Raw genomic sequence first — 14,624 nt, 5'->3', positions numbered from 1 at the left:
AGGAATTTAAAGAGCGTGAAAAATCGTTTAAATTACTTTTACGTCAGGACTTGAGAGCGAGTGATTCAGCAAGACGAATTTATGTCAATCAGTGTCATAAATTAGGTAATTTTTATTATAAAGAATAACTACCTCCTCTCACAGAGAAGGAGAGGAAGGGCTTTGGGAAGAGTGTTGAAAAAAGTACTAACAATTAGTTATGAGAACAGTGACAATTGCTCCATCTTAGTATTACTTTCTGTTGAAGTTGCTGTAACAGGGTGTTTGTTCTTATTTGACGACTTTTTACCCCATCCTTCTTTCGCCGCGTGTTTGACTACACGGGAGCGGATATCAGTAGCCAGGGTTTCATAATCAGAGCGGATTTTGTCATACGAAACCGGAGTTGTACCAATCTTCTCCCAGAGGTTTTCGTAGTTGAAATTCTTGAAAGGTCTGTGCCTGACGAGGGCATCATAACTTGCCCAGAGGTAAACATCTGTCCATTCGGATGATAGCGGCACTTCAAAAGCAATTGGCATCATCAGTGCAACAACTTCGCTGCTAGAAGCGAGTTTACCTACTTCTCCCTTGTCTATATCTTCTAATGCTGCATCTAATCTATCAACTGCGATCGCTTTTCCTACCCAGGATGGAATTGACTGTTGCCAGCCGTTTTGCTGAGTCACAATTGGCCCGACGATGTATTGAACAATTTCATGACTTGCTCCTGCTAGATCAAGTAGACTGGCTGTTACAACTTTATTAATCCCTTGGCTGGTTAGTAACTGAAGTATCTTTCTAGTGCTAGGAGTAAGAATTTCGCTAGCTTTTTGGCTTTTGCTGTTACGGATGGTTTCTTCGACATCGAATAAGCTTTGCTGCTGGTTCATATTCTTTATGTGTAAATAAATACTGCCAGCTAGAAATACTTCTAACTGGCAGTGCTTTTTGATAATGGATGGGTTTTGCTATGGCAGAAGTAGGTTATCCCAAACGCTTCTAGGAGTAACGTGATGCAGCAATTGCTTCCTTGCTTGGGTGAATTTAGCTAGCAATTGAGTGCTTTTTAATTTCTGCCACCAGTTGTGTTGCAGGTAGGTAAGCAGCCATAATTGTGTCTCGTGATTCCAGCTTGAGATGGAGTTACTCAAACTGAGTGCGTTGAGAATATCGTCAGGAGGCACTTCCAGTTGACTTGTGATTTCTTTTGAGATGCAAGCTAACATTGTCATGTTGGCGATCGCTTGACCAGGACTACCTGAACTGATAGCTAGCTTGTTGTTTTCCAGTGAGATATACCCTTACAAAAAGGATCGCTTGACCAGGACTACCTGAACTGATAGCTAGTATTTTTTCTGTTACCTCGATTTGTTGGTCTTTGAGGACAGAGATAACCTCCTCATCAGTTAACCTTTGGAAAGGTATGATTTGACACCTACTCTTGATAGTGGGTAATAGCTTTTGAGGATAGGACGAGATCAAGATAAATGTTCCAGTTTTCGGTTCTTCCAGCGTCTTGAGAAGTTTGTTGGCGGCGGTAGGGTTGAGCATATCTGCTTCGTGGATAATCACCACCTTTTGCTTGGACTTGACTGCACTAGTTGATAGAAATTCAATTACCTCACGCACCTGTTCTACTCGAATAGCAGGTATACCTTTCTGCTGGGAGGTGTTTTCGAGATGGGTTGGTTTGATTTGTAAGATGTCTAGATGGTTATTTTCTCCTGCGATCTCAGTTGCAATCGCCAGAGCGGTTTTTCCTTTCCCTACTCCCTCAACTTGACTGCTAAATAGGTATGCAGGAGCAATTTTATTCTGTTCGATTGCTTCAGTCAGGAGAAGTTTGGCGGTATGCTGTCCGGTGATTTCTGTAAATGGGTTGTTTTTCATATCGTAGAAATTTCAGCAATTCGACTGGTTAGGTTGTCAATTCCGCTTTTGAGTTCGGCTTCGAGTTGTACAAGTAAAGTAAGGCTGTGTTTAAGCTTTTGAACGCCTACAAACTTGACTTCTTCTTTGAGGTAATACAATCTTTTGGGATTTTTAAGTTCCGCTATTTCTGCAATCTTCGTATCAGATAATTTAGTTTCTACCCCAGCTTTTGTTATTAACCAAGTGCGGAAAATAGAGGTAAGTGTTGCTACTATTTTGAGCGGGTGTTCATTATTATTTAGTAGTTTAGATACCTGCACTATTGCTAAACTTGCATGGTTTCTTAACATAGCAATAGTAAGCTTTAGGTAGTCAGTATTCTGATTGCCAACGAGAGATTTTACTTCCTCAATAGAGATTATTTGTTCGCTTGCATAAACAGCAAGTTTAGCAAATTCGCTATCGGCTCGTGCAGTGTTATTCCCAATTGCTTCAGCTAGGTAATCTGTCACATCTGGCGTGAGTTTAACTTGATGGATGGCTGCATATTTTCCTATCAAGTTAACTATCCCCTTTTTATCCCAACTTGGGACGAGAGGAAACTCTTCTTGTTGGGCATATTTTAGGATAGTTTTTACTACTGTTCTGCGCGAATCTGGCTTTTTATTACCAGTAATTAATAGAAGGTTGCTTGAAGGTATTCGGGAAAGGTGATTTTCAAGTTCTTGGTTATTATCTTCATTTGATAAACTTCCAATTAGAGAGTCGCTGTCTGTATGAATAATTTTGTTACCTTCTCCAAAGGGCAAGGTCATAACCTCAGTAAAGACTTTGGCAGCAATATTTTTCTCATTTCCAGATAGCTTGATGTAATTGAAAGCTTTCCATTCTGCATGAACATTTTGATTCACTAAATAATCAATTTTTTGATTTAGTGAGTAGCTATCTTCGCCGTAGTATAGGTATACAGTCATGATAGATTAGATAAACATTGAATTGTCAGGCGTTAGTCCTAAGCGGTGGTTTAAAAAATAAGAGTTAATTACCTTGCTAAAAACACACTTTTTTCATTGAAGCAAGCTGTCACATTAGCCACCGTTGCCGTCAAATTTTTAGAACGAACTGGGTTAGCACCCAGTACCATCAAAACCTACGAAATTACTCTCTTAAGCTTACTAACAGAGTACGGAAGTTGGTCAATCGAAATTATCAGTAAGCAAACATTAGTTGAGTATCTAGATACACTCTCACATTTAAAATACACAACTCACCATAAGCATCAAGCAATACTGCAAAGCCTATTTAACTTTGCCGTCGAGCAAGGGTATATAAAATCCAACCCAATTCGAGGATTAAAACAGCGTCCCCCACAACGAGAAAAAGGCGAACATAAAAGCGACGATACAATAAAATACCTAACACCTGAACAGTTAAATATACTCTACGAAGTAACCAAATATGACCTGCGGATGTCTGCAATAATTCATTTATTGCATCGTACAGGATGCAGAATTGGAGAGCTTTTAGCCCTGAATTTATCAGACCTAGATATCAAAAATCAGAAATTTCAGGTATTGGGAAAAGGAAACAAACAACAGTGGTGCTTTTATAGTGATGATGCAGCCGAATCCCTAGCTCAATATTTCAAGTATTCACGCCATAAAAATATCGACGCACTGTTTACAGCACAACATCCAGTCACCCTGAAAGTCAGTAGAATTAGCTACTACACATTCCACGATTATTGGCGAAAAATCACCAGCACATATCCCGAATTAAACGGTGTACGCATCCATGATTTACGTCACACTTATGCTACCGAACGGGTAGGATTAATCAGTATAGAAGAGTTACGCTCACTCATGGGACATGAAAACATTCAAACCACTTTACGTTATCAGAAAGTTACCTCACAAAAATCAGAATCAGCTGCACGTCATGCTTTAAGTATTCTGATAAATCCAGATAGTTAGAAGCAACATTTATTGCCTATTCTTTATCTCCAAAAACAGCATTATTCATCAAAAAAGTGTGGAAATTAATTCAATTAATTATCTGTATCCAAAAGAATATAAAATACTATGGGGTTGAACAGTGAGGGATCAACCACCATCTAGTTGTTTTTGGCATTTTTTATGTTTTAAATATCACCTGAATGACCTTAATTGACCGTACTGCATATCCTAAATTCAAACAATTTCCTAACCCAAAAGAGCTTGCAGAGCTTTATACCCCACAAAGCGAAGAAATCAAGTTTGCAAAGTCCAAAACTAAGAGCCACGAAGGATTTCTTAGTTTTATGATCATGCTAAAATCCTTCCAAAGGCTTGGTTATTTTCCCCACCCCGAATTAGTACCAATTGCGGTTATCAAACATCTACGGTCGTGTTTAAAGTTACAAGATTGGGTAAAAGCCATTCCATCCGAACGCCAACGCTACACTTATCTTCAGGCGATTCGGGATTACCTGAAAGTCAAACAGTATGATAAGGCAGGTCAAAGATTAATAGCCGCATTAGTTGCAGAAGCTGCCCAGGTAAAAGACCACCCTGCTGATTTAATAAATGTAGCCATTGAAGAATTAGTTAAAGAACGATACGAGTTACCAGCATTTAGTACCCTTGACCGATTAATTCGCCACATTCGTTCAATGGTCAATAATCGCTTGTTTGCACTTTGTTCTGAGGGTCTTTCCATCAACGAGCAGATTTATTTAGACCAATTGCTAGTAGTTACTGATAATGAGGTAGATGAAAATCCCACTCTTAATTTACTAAAATCGCCACCTAAAAGTGCCAAACTTAGTGGGATGAAACTCCTACAAAGTAAGTTTGATGTTCTCATGACTTTTGGTGATGCCAAGCGACTGCTACAAAGTATTGCCATCACCAAAGTTAGACATTTTGCAGCACAGGCTAGGGCTTTGGATATCTCGGAATTTCAAGATATTAATTTACCCAAACGTCGGACGTTGCTGTTATGTCTATTGTACGAGGCACAGGTTAACACCCGTGATTATCTTGTTGATATGTTTATTAAACGTATCCTCAAGATTCAAAATAATGCTAAACAGCGATTGCAGGAATTACGCGACAAACATTTAACTGAAACATCAGAGTTATTGGCTACCTTTGGGCAAGTATTAAAAGCATCTACAAAAGCCAAAGAAACTCAGGATAATGCTGTTTTTGGAGAACAGGTGCAATCAATTTTGGATGAACATGGTGGTACAGAATTGTTGCTGCAAAAGTTGGATGAGATTGCGGCGTACAACACCAACAACCACTTACCTTTGATGTGGCGGTTCTATTCTGCCAATCGGAAAGCACTTTTTAGTTTGGTGGCTTCTCTAGATATTCTCTCAACTTCTGCTGATGAGTCAGTAATTGAAGCATTAAAGTTCGTGTTAGAGAATCAACACAAACGTGCTAAGTATTTGCCATTTGACATTGATTTAGATTTTATTAGTAGTAACTGGCGTGCGCTAGTTGTAGAAGAAATTGATGGAGCTGAGGTTTTGGTTCGTCAGCAGTTAGAAATTTGCATCTTTTCAAATCTAGCAACTGAATTTAAAACAGCAGATGCGTGTGTTGTGGGTTCGTCAAGTTATGCCGATTTCCGCGAACAATTATTGAGTCATGCTGAATGCGAACCTTTGATAGAAGAATACTGTCGCTTACTTGAATTTCCTGCTAACCCGGATGACTTTGTTAAACACCTACAAGATAAATTAGCGCAGGTAGCTTTCGTTGTAGATGAGATTTGTGCGGTTGATAAACAATTCACCATCAATAAAGACGGAGAACCTGTACTTAAAAGAATCCCATCCCTAGCTCAAACGGATGAAGTGGAAGAATTAGAATCAAAAATTCGGGCTTTGATGCCGGAGCGCAGTATCTTAGAAATCCTTTGTAATGTTGAGCATTGGTTGAACTGGACAAGGCATTTTGGTTTATTTTCGTGTACGCCCCAGTGCAGATGTTACCTACAAGCATATCGAACCGTTGTTTAAGGGCGTGGTCAATTGGAATTTAATCAAGACTCATTGGTATGACATGATACGTGTAGTCCTGTCAATTAAGGCAGGCAAGGTGATGCCTTCGACGCTTCTACGTAAGCTGGGTAGTTATAGTAAAAAAAATCGACTTTATCAAGCTTTTCTTGAGTTGGGTAAGGTAGTACGGACTATGTTTTTGCTTGACTATGTTTCTAATGTGGCTCTTCGGCATGAGATTACAGCGATAACCAATATTGTGGAGATGTACAATGCCTTTCTGGACTGGGTATTCTTTGGTAAGCTGGGAGCGATTACTGAAAATGATCCTATTGAGCAGGAAAAGCGGCTGAAGTATCTTGATTTGGTAGCAAGCGCAGTTATTTTGCAGAATACGGTTGATATGTCGTTGGCTATCCAAACGTTAATGTCACAGGAAGAACTGATTCCTATGCGACACCTTGCAGCAATGAGTCCATACATCACAAGACATATCAAAAGATACGGTGATTATGTGGTGAATTTACATAATATTCCCCAACCATTGGAAGCTGCTATTAATCTTCCACCAGAAATCTTTGAAACATAGATATATCAACGGTTTCCAGACCATCTTGCAGGTTTTTACACGTATCTCGGCTCAATACCGAATAGGCACTAAGTTGAAGTGTCTCAAGTGCTTGGTCAAGTAACTCATGGCGATGAGCAATCCACAGAACCTTTTTGTTTTTGTTAATAAAATTACGTAGTAGCCAGTGAACTGCTGTTAACGTTTTTCCGCCACCCGTGGGTAGCACTAGCAAGCCTTCAAAGGCATTTTTATTAGTTTCATTCAGCGCTATGATTGCTTCGTTTTGGTGGGAGTATAGCTCTTTGGGAGCCTCACCCCTTTTTACTTTGATTAGACCTGCGTATGTAACTTGAACAGTTGTCATAATATCTAAAATCCTAGAAAAGCTGGGTTTTAGGGGAGAGGCTGGAACTCGTTCTTCCTCAAGGGATTGGAGAAATCCATTACCCTAATTGTCAGTATTCCCAAGCTGAGAGCAATGTCTAACTAATTACCAGGATATTTATTTAGAATTAGGTGAATAAGTTGTCCCTTCAGGAACGGCTAGTCCAGTTGCAAAAAGGTCTTGCTAATACCTTTAGTGGTGTGAAAGATAAGGTGCAACAGACTGGCTAAAATAGCCCAACGCGCCAACAGCATCAATTACGGTTCAAACCCTTACTAGTTATGCTTTTCAGGCAAGGTGGGTTCGGATTCATCCTGGATCGCTTGATGCCAGTAAGTCGGGTCGGCATAGCGAACGACCAAGGCATCAATATCAACCTTTGATGTAGATGGACTGAATTCAAATGTCCCAAACAAATTGATATGCTGCCACGCCACTGGCGAAATATCTTTAATAATCGCTAGTGCCTCTTGGTCGTCAACCGCCTGTTTTTGCGCGTAAACCCGCGACAACAGCAAAGTGTTGTAGTAAATGACCGCATTAGAGATCAGCCGCGAACATTCGTTCCAAATCTGTTGCTCACCCTCAGTTTTTACCCGAAACTTCCCACCATTGACATAAGCTACCGCCCGTCGAAACCGATGATAAGCTTCGCCACGATTGAGTGCCTTTTGCACAGTCTGTCGTAACGTCACATCATCAATAAAATCCAAAATGTACAACGTCCGACAGATATTTTCCAACTCCCATAAAGCCTTTTTAGTTTGATTCTGCCGTTCATAACTAGCTAGCTTTCTCACAATCGTCGCCTGTGTCACATCCTTCTGTGCCAACGAAGCCATAATCCGCTGAATATTCGGCCATTCTTGTTCGATTAAATCGCGGTAGATTTTGCGAACGGGTTTGATTAAAAAATCGCTATATTCATTTGGATGCTTGGCTCCGACCAATGCACCCATTTTCTTGTGCAAATCTCGATAACGGGGCGCAAAATGATAGCCAAATGCGTGCAAGATCCAGAAATTAACCTGATTGGTACCATGTGTATCAGTGGAATGTCGTTCCGGTTTGATATCCGAAGTATTGTTGTGGAGCAGATCGAAAACGTAATGGCTTTCATGCTCGTGAGTCCCAATAATCTTGGCATTAATCGGTACATGATTAGCCACCAAGGTATAGGCACTTACGCCTTTCTGAAGACCGAAATATTTGGGTGAATATCTGGCATTAATAGTATCGATCTGTGTTTCCATTCTCTGTCCATCGCTACTGGAGTGCATGACATCTTGAATATCATAAAGGTGAAAAACTGGTAGAGTCGCAATCGCATTTGTGATGGCATCATTAGCAGCATGGAGAGTTTCTAGTCGCAGGTAATTACGCGCTGTCGTCATCATGGATGAATGACTCAATCCTGATACCTCGGCCATTTTTCCTAGCCCCATATTAGTGCCCATTCCCACAATGCAGGCTAAAATTTCACTTGGATTGGGTTCTTGTTTAACATAACGATCTAACACATGAGTAAAGGCACTCAAAAATCCCGTATTTGCCGCCACAAACCATAATAAGTCAGCAATCCCAATTCCAGGTAACTGGCTATAAAACGGGCTATTGACTGGTTCTTCTGCGCTGGGATAAATCAGCTTCCAACGAGACTTATCAGCAGTCCCACTGACCTTAATATGTTGATTGAGACCATCTGTAATTCGTTGATTGACAACCTTGAACTTAGTTTCCAATGCTTGCTCGAATTCCGTCAGTGTCTCTTGAATTGGAGCTATTAATATCGGCGCACCAATTTCCTCCAACAACTCATTTTTATGCCGCCACCGCTCGTCGCCAATCAAGTCATCCTCAAAACGACGAAACTCATTACTGTCGCGCACAAACACGTCCCCAGAAGAGAGCGCATTTCGTAGTAGTCGGTAAATCAGAAATTCATAACGATCGATCTCTAATATCTTCTCCTTGCCATCTGCTGTGGCTGTTGGATACAAGTAACGTTGTAAACTTTTGGGTATGACTGCTGCTGGAAAAGTAGTTGGATCTGTTTGTCTAGGTGACTTCCCTTGTTGAAGCAAAGTTTGCAAGAACACGACCGCTGCTAGCAGTGGTGCATCAGATACTCGACTAGCGAATGTAAGATCGGCGAACAGTTGACGCAGATTGCGCTTGAAGGTGTTCGACAGCTTAGAATAAGCCGACCACTCAAACCCAGTTTTGTCGAACTTTATATTACGCATATAGTCTGACACCAATGGGAAACTGGCAGGGTCGAGGATGGAGAAAGCTTTTGCCTTGACGACTGAAAATGGTAGATCGTCAGTAATCGACTCATCCACAAATAGGTTGAGGATTTGACCCGCCGCTTGGAGGTTATTTGCAGCATCTGTCAATGCTTGTTGCATTGCTTGTTCCGCGCCCAGCTTGGCTTGTTTTTCGTATTGGTTAACCAAATGGATAAAAGCCTCAATCAGATTGTCATTAATCTGGCGAAACCGATGATAGGCAAAACACAACAAATACAACCGGACTGTCGCCAGGGACATCCGCCGCAGCTTATAAGCCGTGTAAAACTTGACTAATCCTACGTAATATTTGCCACTTTCATTAGAAATACCCGTTGTTGCTAAAAAGGTTTGAGCAAATTCATGTAGTGGCTGGAAGTATTTGCGGCGATCTACTTCACGCCGCAGTTCCTTGTAACTGAAATCCTTTGGCTCTTGCTTGAGCAAGTTGATGCCATAGACACCTTCCTCGGCTTCCAGCAGGGTTTTTAACTGATTTTCTACCGTCGGCGTGATGGCTTTGGTGAGTAGTTTCGTAATTCGAGTGCGTTCGCCTGTGACCACTCGACCAATCATCTCTTGAAGGAATCGATAGCTAGGTGCAACGACACGTTGCCCAGCTAAATGTTGAATTAGTTCGCGCAAGATATAGATGGGCTGAATTGATAACATGGCAACCCGTCGAGCTTTTGACTCCAGTTCGACTTTCGCATCGCTGTTACAAAGGCGATAGTTGAACAGTTGCAGAATTATCTGTTGCTGTTCGCTGCGGGTATGTCTGAAGGGCAATTTAATCGATGCTAACCTCTGACCTGGGAAATTTTGTTTCAGGATGTAGTTTAGATCTTCAATAACAGCATCTTGTTGATAACTAAAGAACTGTCGCTTTGCCTTGAAGTATCCAAGCTGCAAGGTTAGATGCACTGCGACTGATACAGTCCGAACTGCTGCTACCACTTCGCGTTCGGCTGTACTCAGATCGAAATAGAGATGCCGTTTATCTTCTGTAAAATGTGGTAATCCATATAGGTCATCGACTTCTTTTGCTGAGAGGATCGCTAGACGACGTGAATTGCTGCTCATGTAATCAGGGCATTAGTGGGAGTGCAGAAAGTGTACAAACCGCACTCCTGACTTAACTTGATGTGACTCAACGAGTTTACGTTAATCTTTGGTGCTAAAACCTTTACTATAATTATCGTGCGGTTACTTTGTATATGAGTGAAGATTTTGCACTGTGGATGCTTCAACTCCCGTCGAACCGAAAACAGTCCAAAATCGGATTGGCTATGCTCGTGTCAGCAGCATCGGTCAAAATCTTGATTCGCAGATGGATTCTTTGAAGCAAGCTGGCTGCATTAAAATCTTTACTGACAAGTTAACTGGTTCGCGGATGGTGCGACCTGGATGGGAGGATCTGCTGAAATATATTCGTCCAGATGATACGTTAGTTGTCACTGAACTAAGTCGGATGACCCGTTCGTTACTCCATCTACTCGAAACAGCTAAGATTTTGGAACAACGTCAGATTAACCTGTTGTCATTGCGAGAGAGTATTGATACCACTACAGCTGCAGGTCGCTGTTTTCTGTCGATGATGGGAGCGATTTATCAGATGGAACGAGAATTACGCGCCGAACGAGCTTCGGCCGGAAGAGTTTCAGCTAAAGCCAGAGGCAGAACGGGTGGAAGACCTCGAACTGATGTTGCCAAATTGGAGATTGCGAGGATCTTGTATCAAAATTCTGGGAAGACAGCCGCTGAAGTTTGTAGAGTCGCAGGTGTCGGGCGGCGGGTGTTCTTTGCTTACCTAGCCCAAAAGCATAACTAGTAAGGGTTTGAAACGTACTTGTACATTTTTGGCGCGTTGGGCTATTTTAGCCAGAATCATCCTGAATTGAGGATGCGATCGCTTTATCCAATGTGTTTTCAATATGGCGGAGTTTGCGGCGATCTGTCAGGTTTTCCCATGAGCGATTTTGAGAATTTTGTCTTTGCTTAGGTTTGGTCAGTGTTTTGGTAGCCATAGGTACTCAAAGCTGATTGCCTTAGCAGTTAATCTAACAAGGCTTGATCTGGAAACAGCTAGACCAAATGGCGATTTATAAGTTGTCCAGTTGGCTAATGTTGGCAGTTAGCAGTTTTATGAACAAATATCCTCAAGCTAATACCATTTTGGAGGAAGATAGAGACTAAGGTGTTGATTTTTTGCAATCGCCCTTCGCGGAGTGTTCCGGCATTCAGGTGGATCTTTCTTTGCCTACAAGACGCTACGCGAACGAGCATCTGGTCAACGGGAGCAACGCGATTTTGTGAGAACTTTTGAAATTTTCTGCGTCATAGCGAAATTTGTAGCTTTTTGGGATGACACCGCATAAATCGTCTGAGTCCGCCCCAACATTAAAGTAAGAAACTTAACTTTTCTTCCAAACATCATGCTTAATGAGCCGGAGTATCAATGGTTACAAATTGCCATCACCTGACCTTGGACAACGCAATTATGACACTTAGCACGAGACATATATGATGTAACCCCACGCTATCTACACTTGCTATTCGATTTGACAAATATTGGCAAGGTTTTGGATCACACCTTAAAAAGGCTATTTTTTATACAGTTTATTAAATAAATATTCATAAAAAATCAACCTTGAAGCGTGCGCCAATCAGGTCATAATGTTAAATCAATTACCCATATTGTCTAGCCTTCAGCACTTAGTTCATCGATTCTATATGTACATGACTGTAGATAATTCAATTGGACGCAGAGCAATTCAATGGAAATCTGAACCACATTTACAGCGCAATATTGATTTATATAAAACTCAACACGACCAATTTGCAGGATTATTGCATCAAAAAAATGAGCAAGGCTTAGTTCAATTCTGGCTCGATATGGCGCTAAATAACTTGCCTTCAAAATATAATTGGGAACCAGAAAACCGCATCGAAAAAGCATGGGAGCATTTAAGTCTGTATTGTGAGGAAAGTTGCTATCGTGCTGCTTCACAAGTATGGAAGGAGAACCAATATAAATGTTGGGAAGAATATATATTTTTTGCCCGGTGCTTAGTTTACGATCCCGTTAAATTTCGGAAAATTTTGGCGAAGTACGACCCCAGTATCTCGCCACTTTATGCTTACATAATCGAAGTTTTGCGAAAAACTATTAAAGATGATGGTTCAGTTGCCAAATTTTCTAAATGGCGGTTGTTGTGCAAAAAAAGTAACAAAGAACTGAAAGAAGCATTAATTAGATATGGTATATGTGAACCGGAGGTTTCCAGATTTTTGTTTGCGTGTAAATATTTTAAACAAGTTTATCAATTCAATAAAATCCAAAATCCTGCAACTCGTAGTGGACAACGTTGGGTAGAACCAGATAGCAATGATTTTCAAGAAGCAGCACAATATTACAACGCGGAAAAAGTACTAGCTATCGCACCGCATCAAGTCGCAGTCGGGAAAAATGTGACTGGAGAACAACTGCAATGGTGGATGGAAACCTGCATTACCGCTTTGCGAAATTACCCCCAATTAATTGCCCCAAGTATTTCCCTGGAAGTAATCGGTGCAGTTAATTATAAAATTGAGTCACATGGGGGTTTTAACCTAGAAATAGAAGATTCTATACCTGAGCAAGAAAGCCTTTGTCAGCGAACAGAGACGGTGTTACAACATGAATTACTGGCACTTAATGAAGACCAAAAAGAAATTTTATATCTTTACTATGAATTGGGATGGAATCAAAAACAAATTGCTGCAAAATTTGCAGTCACCCAAGGAGCGATCACGCGTCGTTTACAAACTATTGAACGCCGACTAATTAATGCGGTATATTCATTAAAGCAACCGCCACAATGGGTCACGGGGTATGTGAAAACCTGGTTAAACTATAATTATGAAACTCCCGATTATTCTGATTTAATCCATACAGCATTGGTTACATCTGTCAAACAACTGAACACTCAATCTCAGGATTTATTGCGGCTTTACTACGGACAAAAACTAGACCCTAATGCTATTAGCAACCAACTTGATCTTCCCCCTGATAGAGTGAATGAATTACTTTCACAAACAAATTCTGAATTAGAAATTGCATTACTCAAAGAACTTGACAGAATGATTAGAAAATTTTTAAACATCTGGCTAACTAAACAATACAAAAACATCAATAGTTATAACTCAAATTTACAATTGAAACACTTAATCTTGACATAAAATGCGTAAAAAATATGTTCTCAAATCTACCTTTATTGTACGATAAATATAATAATAAACAAACCAAATTAGCTTTGAAAAACCAATTATTGTTGCAGATATCTACGTCTATACAACAGCAAGCCTGGAAAGAGGCACAACAGCATTCTCATAAAATCGCGCAGTACAGTGCTTATTTAAATCGCGTTTGCTTGTATACATTTTTAGGCTGGCTGAATGATCAACTCTCTGATGAAGCATTATCCAATTCTGCAATTTATCCTAGTGAAGATGGCTTACGCAGCATTTTAGAAGTAGTAAATGGTACTGCAATCAGCATTGGTACGCGGCGAATTATCCTTATCCCCAACGAAAACATAGATTCAGAATCACTGCGAGTTCCTCAAGAGTGGATAGATATTCCTACTTTTGTCGGTGACTATTACTTAGCTGTACAGGTTGATTTAGAAGCAAATGCAGATGAATGTACATTGACGGTACAGGGGTTTGCAACACATCGTCAAGTCAAACAGTTGAGCAAGTACGATCCACGCGATCGCACTTATATATTACCAATAGATCAGTTAATCACAAGCCTCACAGTTATGCAGCTAACACTAGGTATGCAAATGCGTGAGGAAGTCCCAGAATTGCCTATTTTATCTGAGCCTGATGCTCAAAATTTATTAGAGATGTTAGGAGATGCATCTATTTATTCTCCACGTTTGCGAGTTGATATACCATTTGGACAGTGGGCAGCATTGCTGAATAATCATGAATGGCGACAGCAGTTATATCAGCGACGGACAGGTAAATTGGTGACAAAAACTCAAGTAAAAACAAACAATTTGAGTAAATGGTTCCAAAATACCTTTGATGATGGTTGGCAATCTCTAAACACACTATTTAATCAAGAACCGGGAAATTTAGTTTATAGTTTTAGAAACCATAAGGTAGCAGCTAAAGGTATATCTGTAGACGGGATAAAACTAATTGATTTAGGAATGCAATTGAGTAATCAATCAGTTGCACTTTTGGTTGGTTTGACACCAGAAACCGATGGAAAAGTAGCTGTACGCGTGCAACTGCATCCAGCTAAAGGACAAACTTACTTACCGCCTAATATTAAACTAGCTTTATTTTCTCAATCAGAGTCCATTCTTCAGGAAATTCAATCGCGGATTCAAGATAATTTTATTCAATTGAAACGATTTATTTGCCCACCAGGAAAAACCTTTAAAATTCAGGTAGCTATTGATGAGTTTAGTGTGACTGAAGAATTCGTAATTGAACCATTTACATTGACACAGCAATGAGTAAGTTAGTTAT

General features: G+C 40.4%; 13 protein-coding genes. 6 read left to right on the top strand and 7 right to left on the bottom strand.

Translation table 11 applies throughout. The features are described from left to right. Nucleotides 1-197: 197 nt before the first annotated feature. The 4 genes from GTQ43_RS03780 to holA all read right to left on the bottom strand — a co-directional run bounded on the left by GTQ43_RS03780 (nt 198) and on the right by holA (nt 2,828). Nucleotides 198-872, bottom strand: coding sequence for a hypothetical protein (locus tag GTQ43_RS03780; protein ID WP_265270877.1), 675 nt, complete (start codon nt 870-872; stop codon nt 198-200). Nucleotides 873-950: 78 nt separating this feature from the next. Beyond that, nucleotides 951-1,214 (bottom strand): hypothetical protein, encoded by a 264-nt coding sequence (locus GTQ43_RS03775; RefSeq protein ID WP_265270876.1) that lies wholly within the window; start codon nt 1,212-1,214, stop codon nt 951-953. 22 nt (nt 1,215-1,236) lie between these two features. Further along, a complete protein-coding gene (locus GTQ43_RS03770) occupies nt 1,237-1,872 on the bottom strand; it encodes an AAA family ATPase (RefSeq protein WP_265270875.1) in 636 nt (211 codons plus the stop codon). Further along, nucleotides 1,869-2,828 carry a DNA polymerase III subunit delta gene (holA, locus tag GTQ43_RS03765; protein WP_265270874.1) on the bottom strand — a complete coding sequence of 320 codons (960 nt, stop codon included), beginning with the start codon at nt 2,826-2,828 and terminating at the stop codon, nt 1,869-1,871. The genes GTQ43_RS03770 and holA overlap by 4 nt, the downstream gene beginning before the upstream one ends. A gap of 96 nt (nt 2,829-2,924) precedes the next feature. Here holA and GTQ43_RS03760 point away from each other — a divergent pair, with 96 nt between their 5' ends. From GTQ43_RS03760 to GTQ43_RS03750, 3 genes are all read left to right on the top strand, one after another. Continuing rightward, entirely contained in the window at nt 2,925-3,827 is a 903-nt protein-coding gene (locus GTQ43_RS03760) for a tyrosine-type recombinase/integrase (RefSeq protein WP_265270873.1), read from the top strand. 182 nt (nt 3,828-4,009) lie between these two features. Further along, the gene (locus tag GTQ43_RS03755; RefSeq protein WP_265270872.1) at nt 4,010-5,866 is read left to right on the top strand and encodes a DUF4158 domain-containing protein; all 1,857 of its coding nucleotides are present in this window, start codon (nt 4,010-4,012) and stop codon (nt 5,864-5,866) included. A gap of 4 nt (nt 5,867-5,870) precedes the next feature. Beyond that, nucleotides 5,871-6,437: a transposase gene (locus tag GTQ43_RS03750; protein ID WP_265273657.1), complete on the top strand. Its 567-nt coding sequence runs from the start codon at nt 5,871-5,873 to the stop codon at nt 6,435-6,437. Here the strand turns inward: GTQ43_RS03750 and GTQ43_RS03745 are convergent. Further along, complete coding sequence (locus GTQ43_RS03745; protein ID WP_265270871.1) at nt 6,406-6,783, bottom strand: DEAD/DEAH box helicase family protein; 378 nt, start codon at nt 6,781-6,783, stop codon at nt 6,406-6,408. The two genes, GTQ43_RS03750 and GTQ43_RS03745, sit on opposite strands and share 32 nt — an antisense overlap. A 296-nt stretch (nt 6,784-7,079) precedes the next feature. After that, complete coding sequence (locus GTQ43_RS03740; protein WP_265270870.1) at nt 7,080-10,178, bottom strand: Tn3 family transposase; 3,099 nt, start codon at nt 10,176-10,178, stop codon at nt 7,080-7,082. 154 nt (nt 10,179-10,332) lie between these two features. On the opposite strand from GTQ43_RS03740, the gene GTQ43_RS03735 reads away from it, so the two are divergent. Next, complete coding sequence (locus GTQ43_RS03735) at nt 10,333-10,926, top strand: recombinase family protein (protein ID WP_265270869.1); 594 nt, start codon at nt 10,333-10,335, stop codon at nt 10,924-10,926. A 46-nt stretch (nt 10,927-10,972) separates the two neighbouring features. On the opposite strand, the gene GTQ43_RS03730 is transcribed toward GTQ43_RS03735, so the two are convergent. Then, entirely contained in the window at nt 10,973-11,122 is a 150-nt protein-coding gene (locus GTQ43_RS03730; RefSeq protein WP_265270868.1) for a hypothetical protein, read from the bottom strand. Between the two features lie 649 nt (nt 11,123-11,771). On the opposite strand from GTQ43_RS03730, the gene GTQ43_RS03725 reads away from it, so the two are divergent. Next, complete coding sequence (locus GTQ43_RS03725; protein WP_265270867.1) at nt 11,772-13,316, top strand: sigma-70 family RNA polymerase sigma factor; 1,545 nt, start codon at nt 11,772-11,774, stop codon at nt 13,314-13,316. A gap of 14 nt (nt 13,317-13,330) precedes the next feature. Further along, nucleotides 13,331-14,611: a DUF1822 family protein gene (locus GTQ43_RS03720; protein WP_265270866.1), complete on the top strand. Its 1,281-nt coding sequence runs from the start codon at nt 13,331-13,333 to the stop codon at nt 14,609-14,611. Nucleotides 14,612-14,624 lie beyond the last annotated feature (13 nt).

Source organism: Nostoc sp. KVJ3 (genome assembly GCF_026127265.1).
GTDB lineage: Bacteria > Cyanobacteriota > Cyanobacteriia > Cyanobacteriales > Nostocaceae > Nostoc.
Note: the sequence above shows the minus strand (reverse complement) of the source record. Positions and strands in the feature narration are given on the sequence as shown.

Excerpts from the sequence above, each read along its gene's own strand:
- GTQ43_RS03780 (WP_265270877.1), bottom strand. The coding sequence starts at position 872 with ATGAACCAGCAGCAAAGCTTATTCGATGTCGAAGAAACCATCCGTAAC.
- GTQ43_RS03775 (WP_265270876.1), bottom strand. The coding sequence starts at position 1,214 with ATGACAATGTTAGCTTGCATCTCAAAAGAAATCACAAGTCAACTGGAA.
- GTQ43_RS03770 (WP_265270875.1), bottom strand. The coding sequence starts at position 1,872 with ATGAAAAACAACCCATTTACAGAAATCACCGGACAGCATACCGCCAAA.
- holA (WP_265270874.1), bottom strand. The coding sequence starts at position 2,828 with ATGACTGTATACCTATACTACGGCGAAGATAGCTACTCACTAAATCAA.
- GTQ43_RS03755 (WP_265270872.1), top strand. The coding sequence starts at position 4,010 with ATGACCTTAATTGACCGTACTGCATATCCTAAATTCAAACAATTTCCT.
- GTQ43_RS03745 (WP_265270871.1), bottom strand. The coding sequence starts at position 6,783 with ATGACAACTGTTCAAGTTACATACGCAGGTCTAATCAAAGTAAAAAGG.
- GTQ43_RS03740 (WP_265270870.1), bottom strand. The coding sequence starts at position 10,178 with ATGAGCAGCAATTCACGTCGTCTAGCGATCCTCTCAGCAAAAGAAGTC.
- GTQ43_RS03730 (WP_265270868.1), bottom strand. The coding sequence starts at position 11,122 with ATGGCTACCAAAACACTGACCAAACCTAAGCAAAGACAAAATTCTCAA.
- GTQ43_RS03725 (WP_265270867.1), top strand. The coding sequence starts at position 11,772 with ATGTTAAATCAATTACCCATATTGTCTAGCCTTCAGCACTTAGTTCAT.
- GTQ43_RS03720 (WP_265270866.1), top strand. The coding sequence starts at position 13,331 with ATGTTCTCAAATCTACCTTTATTGTACGATAAATATAATAATAAACAA.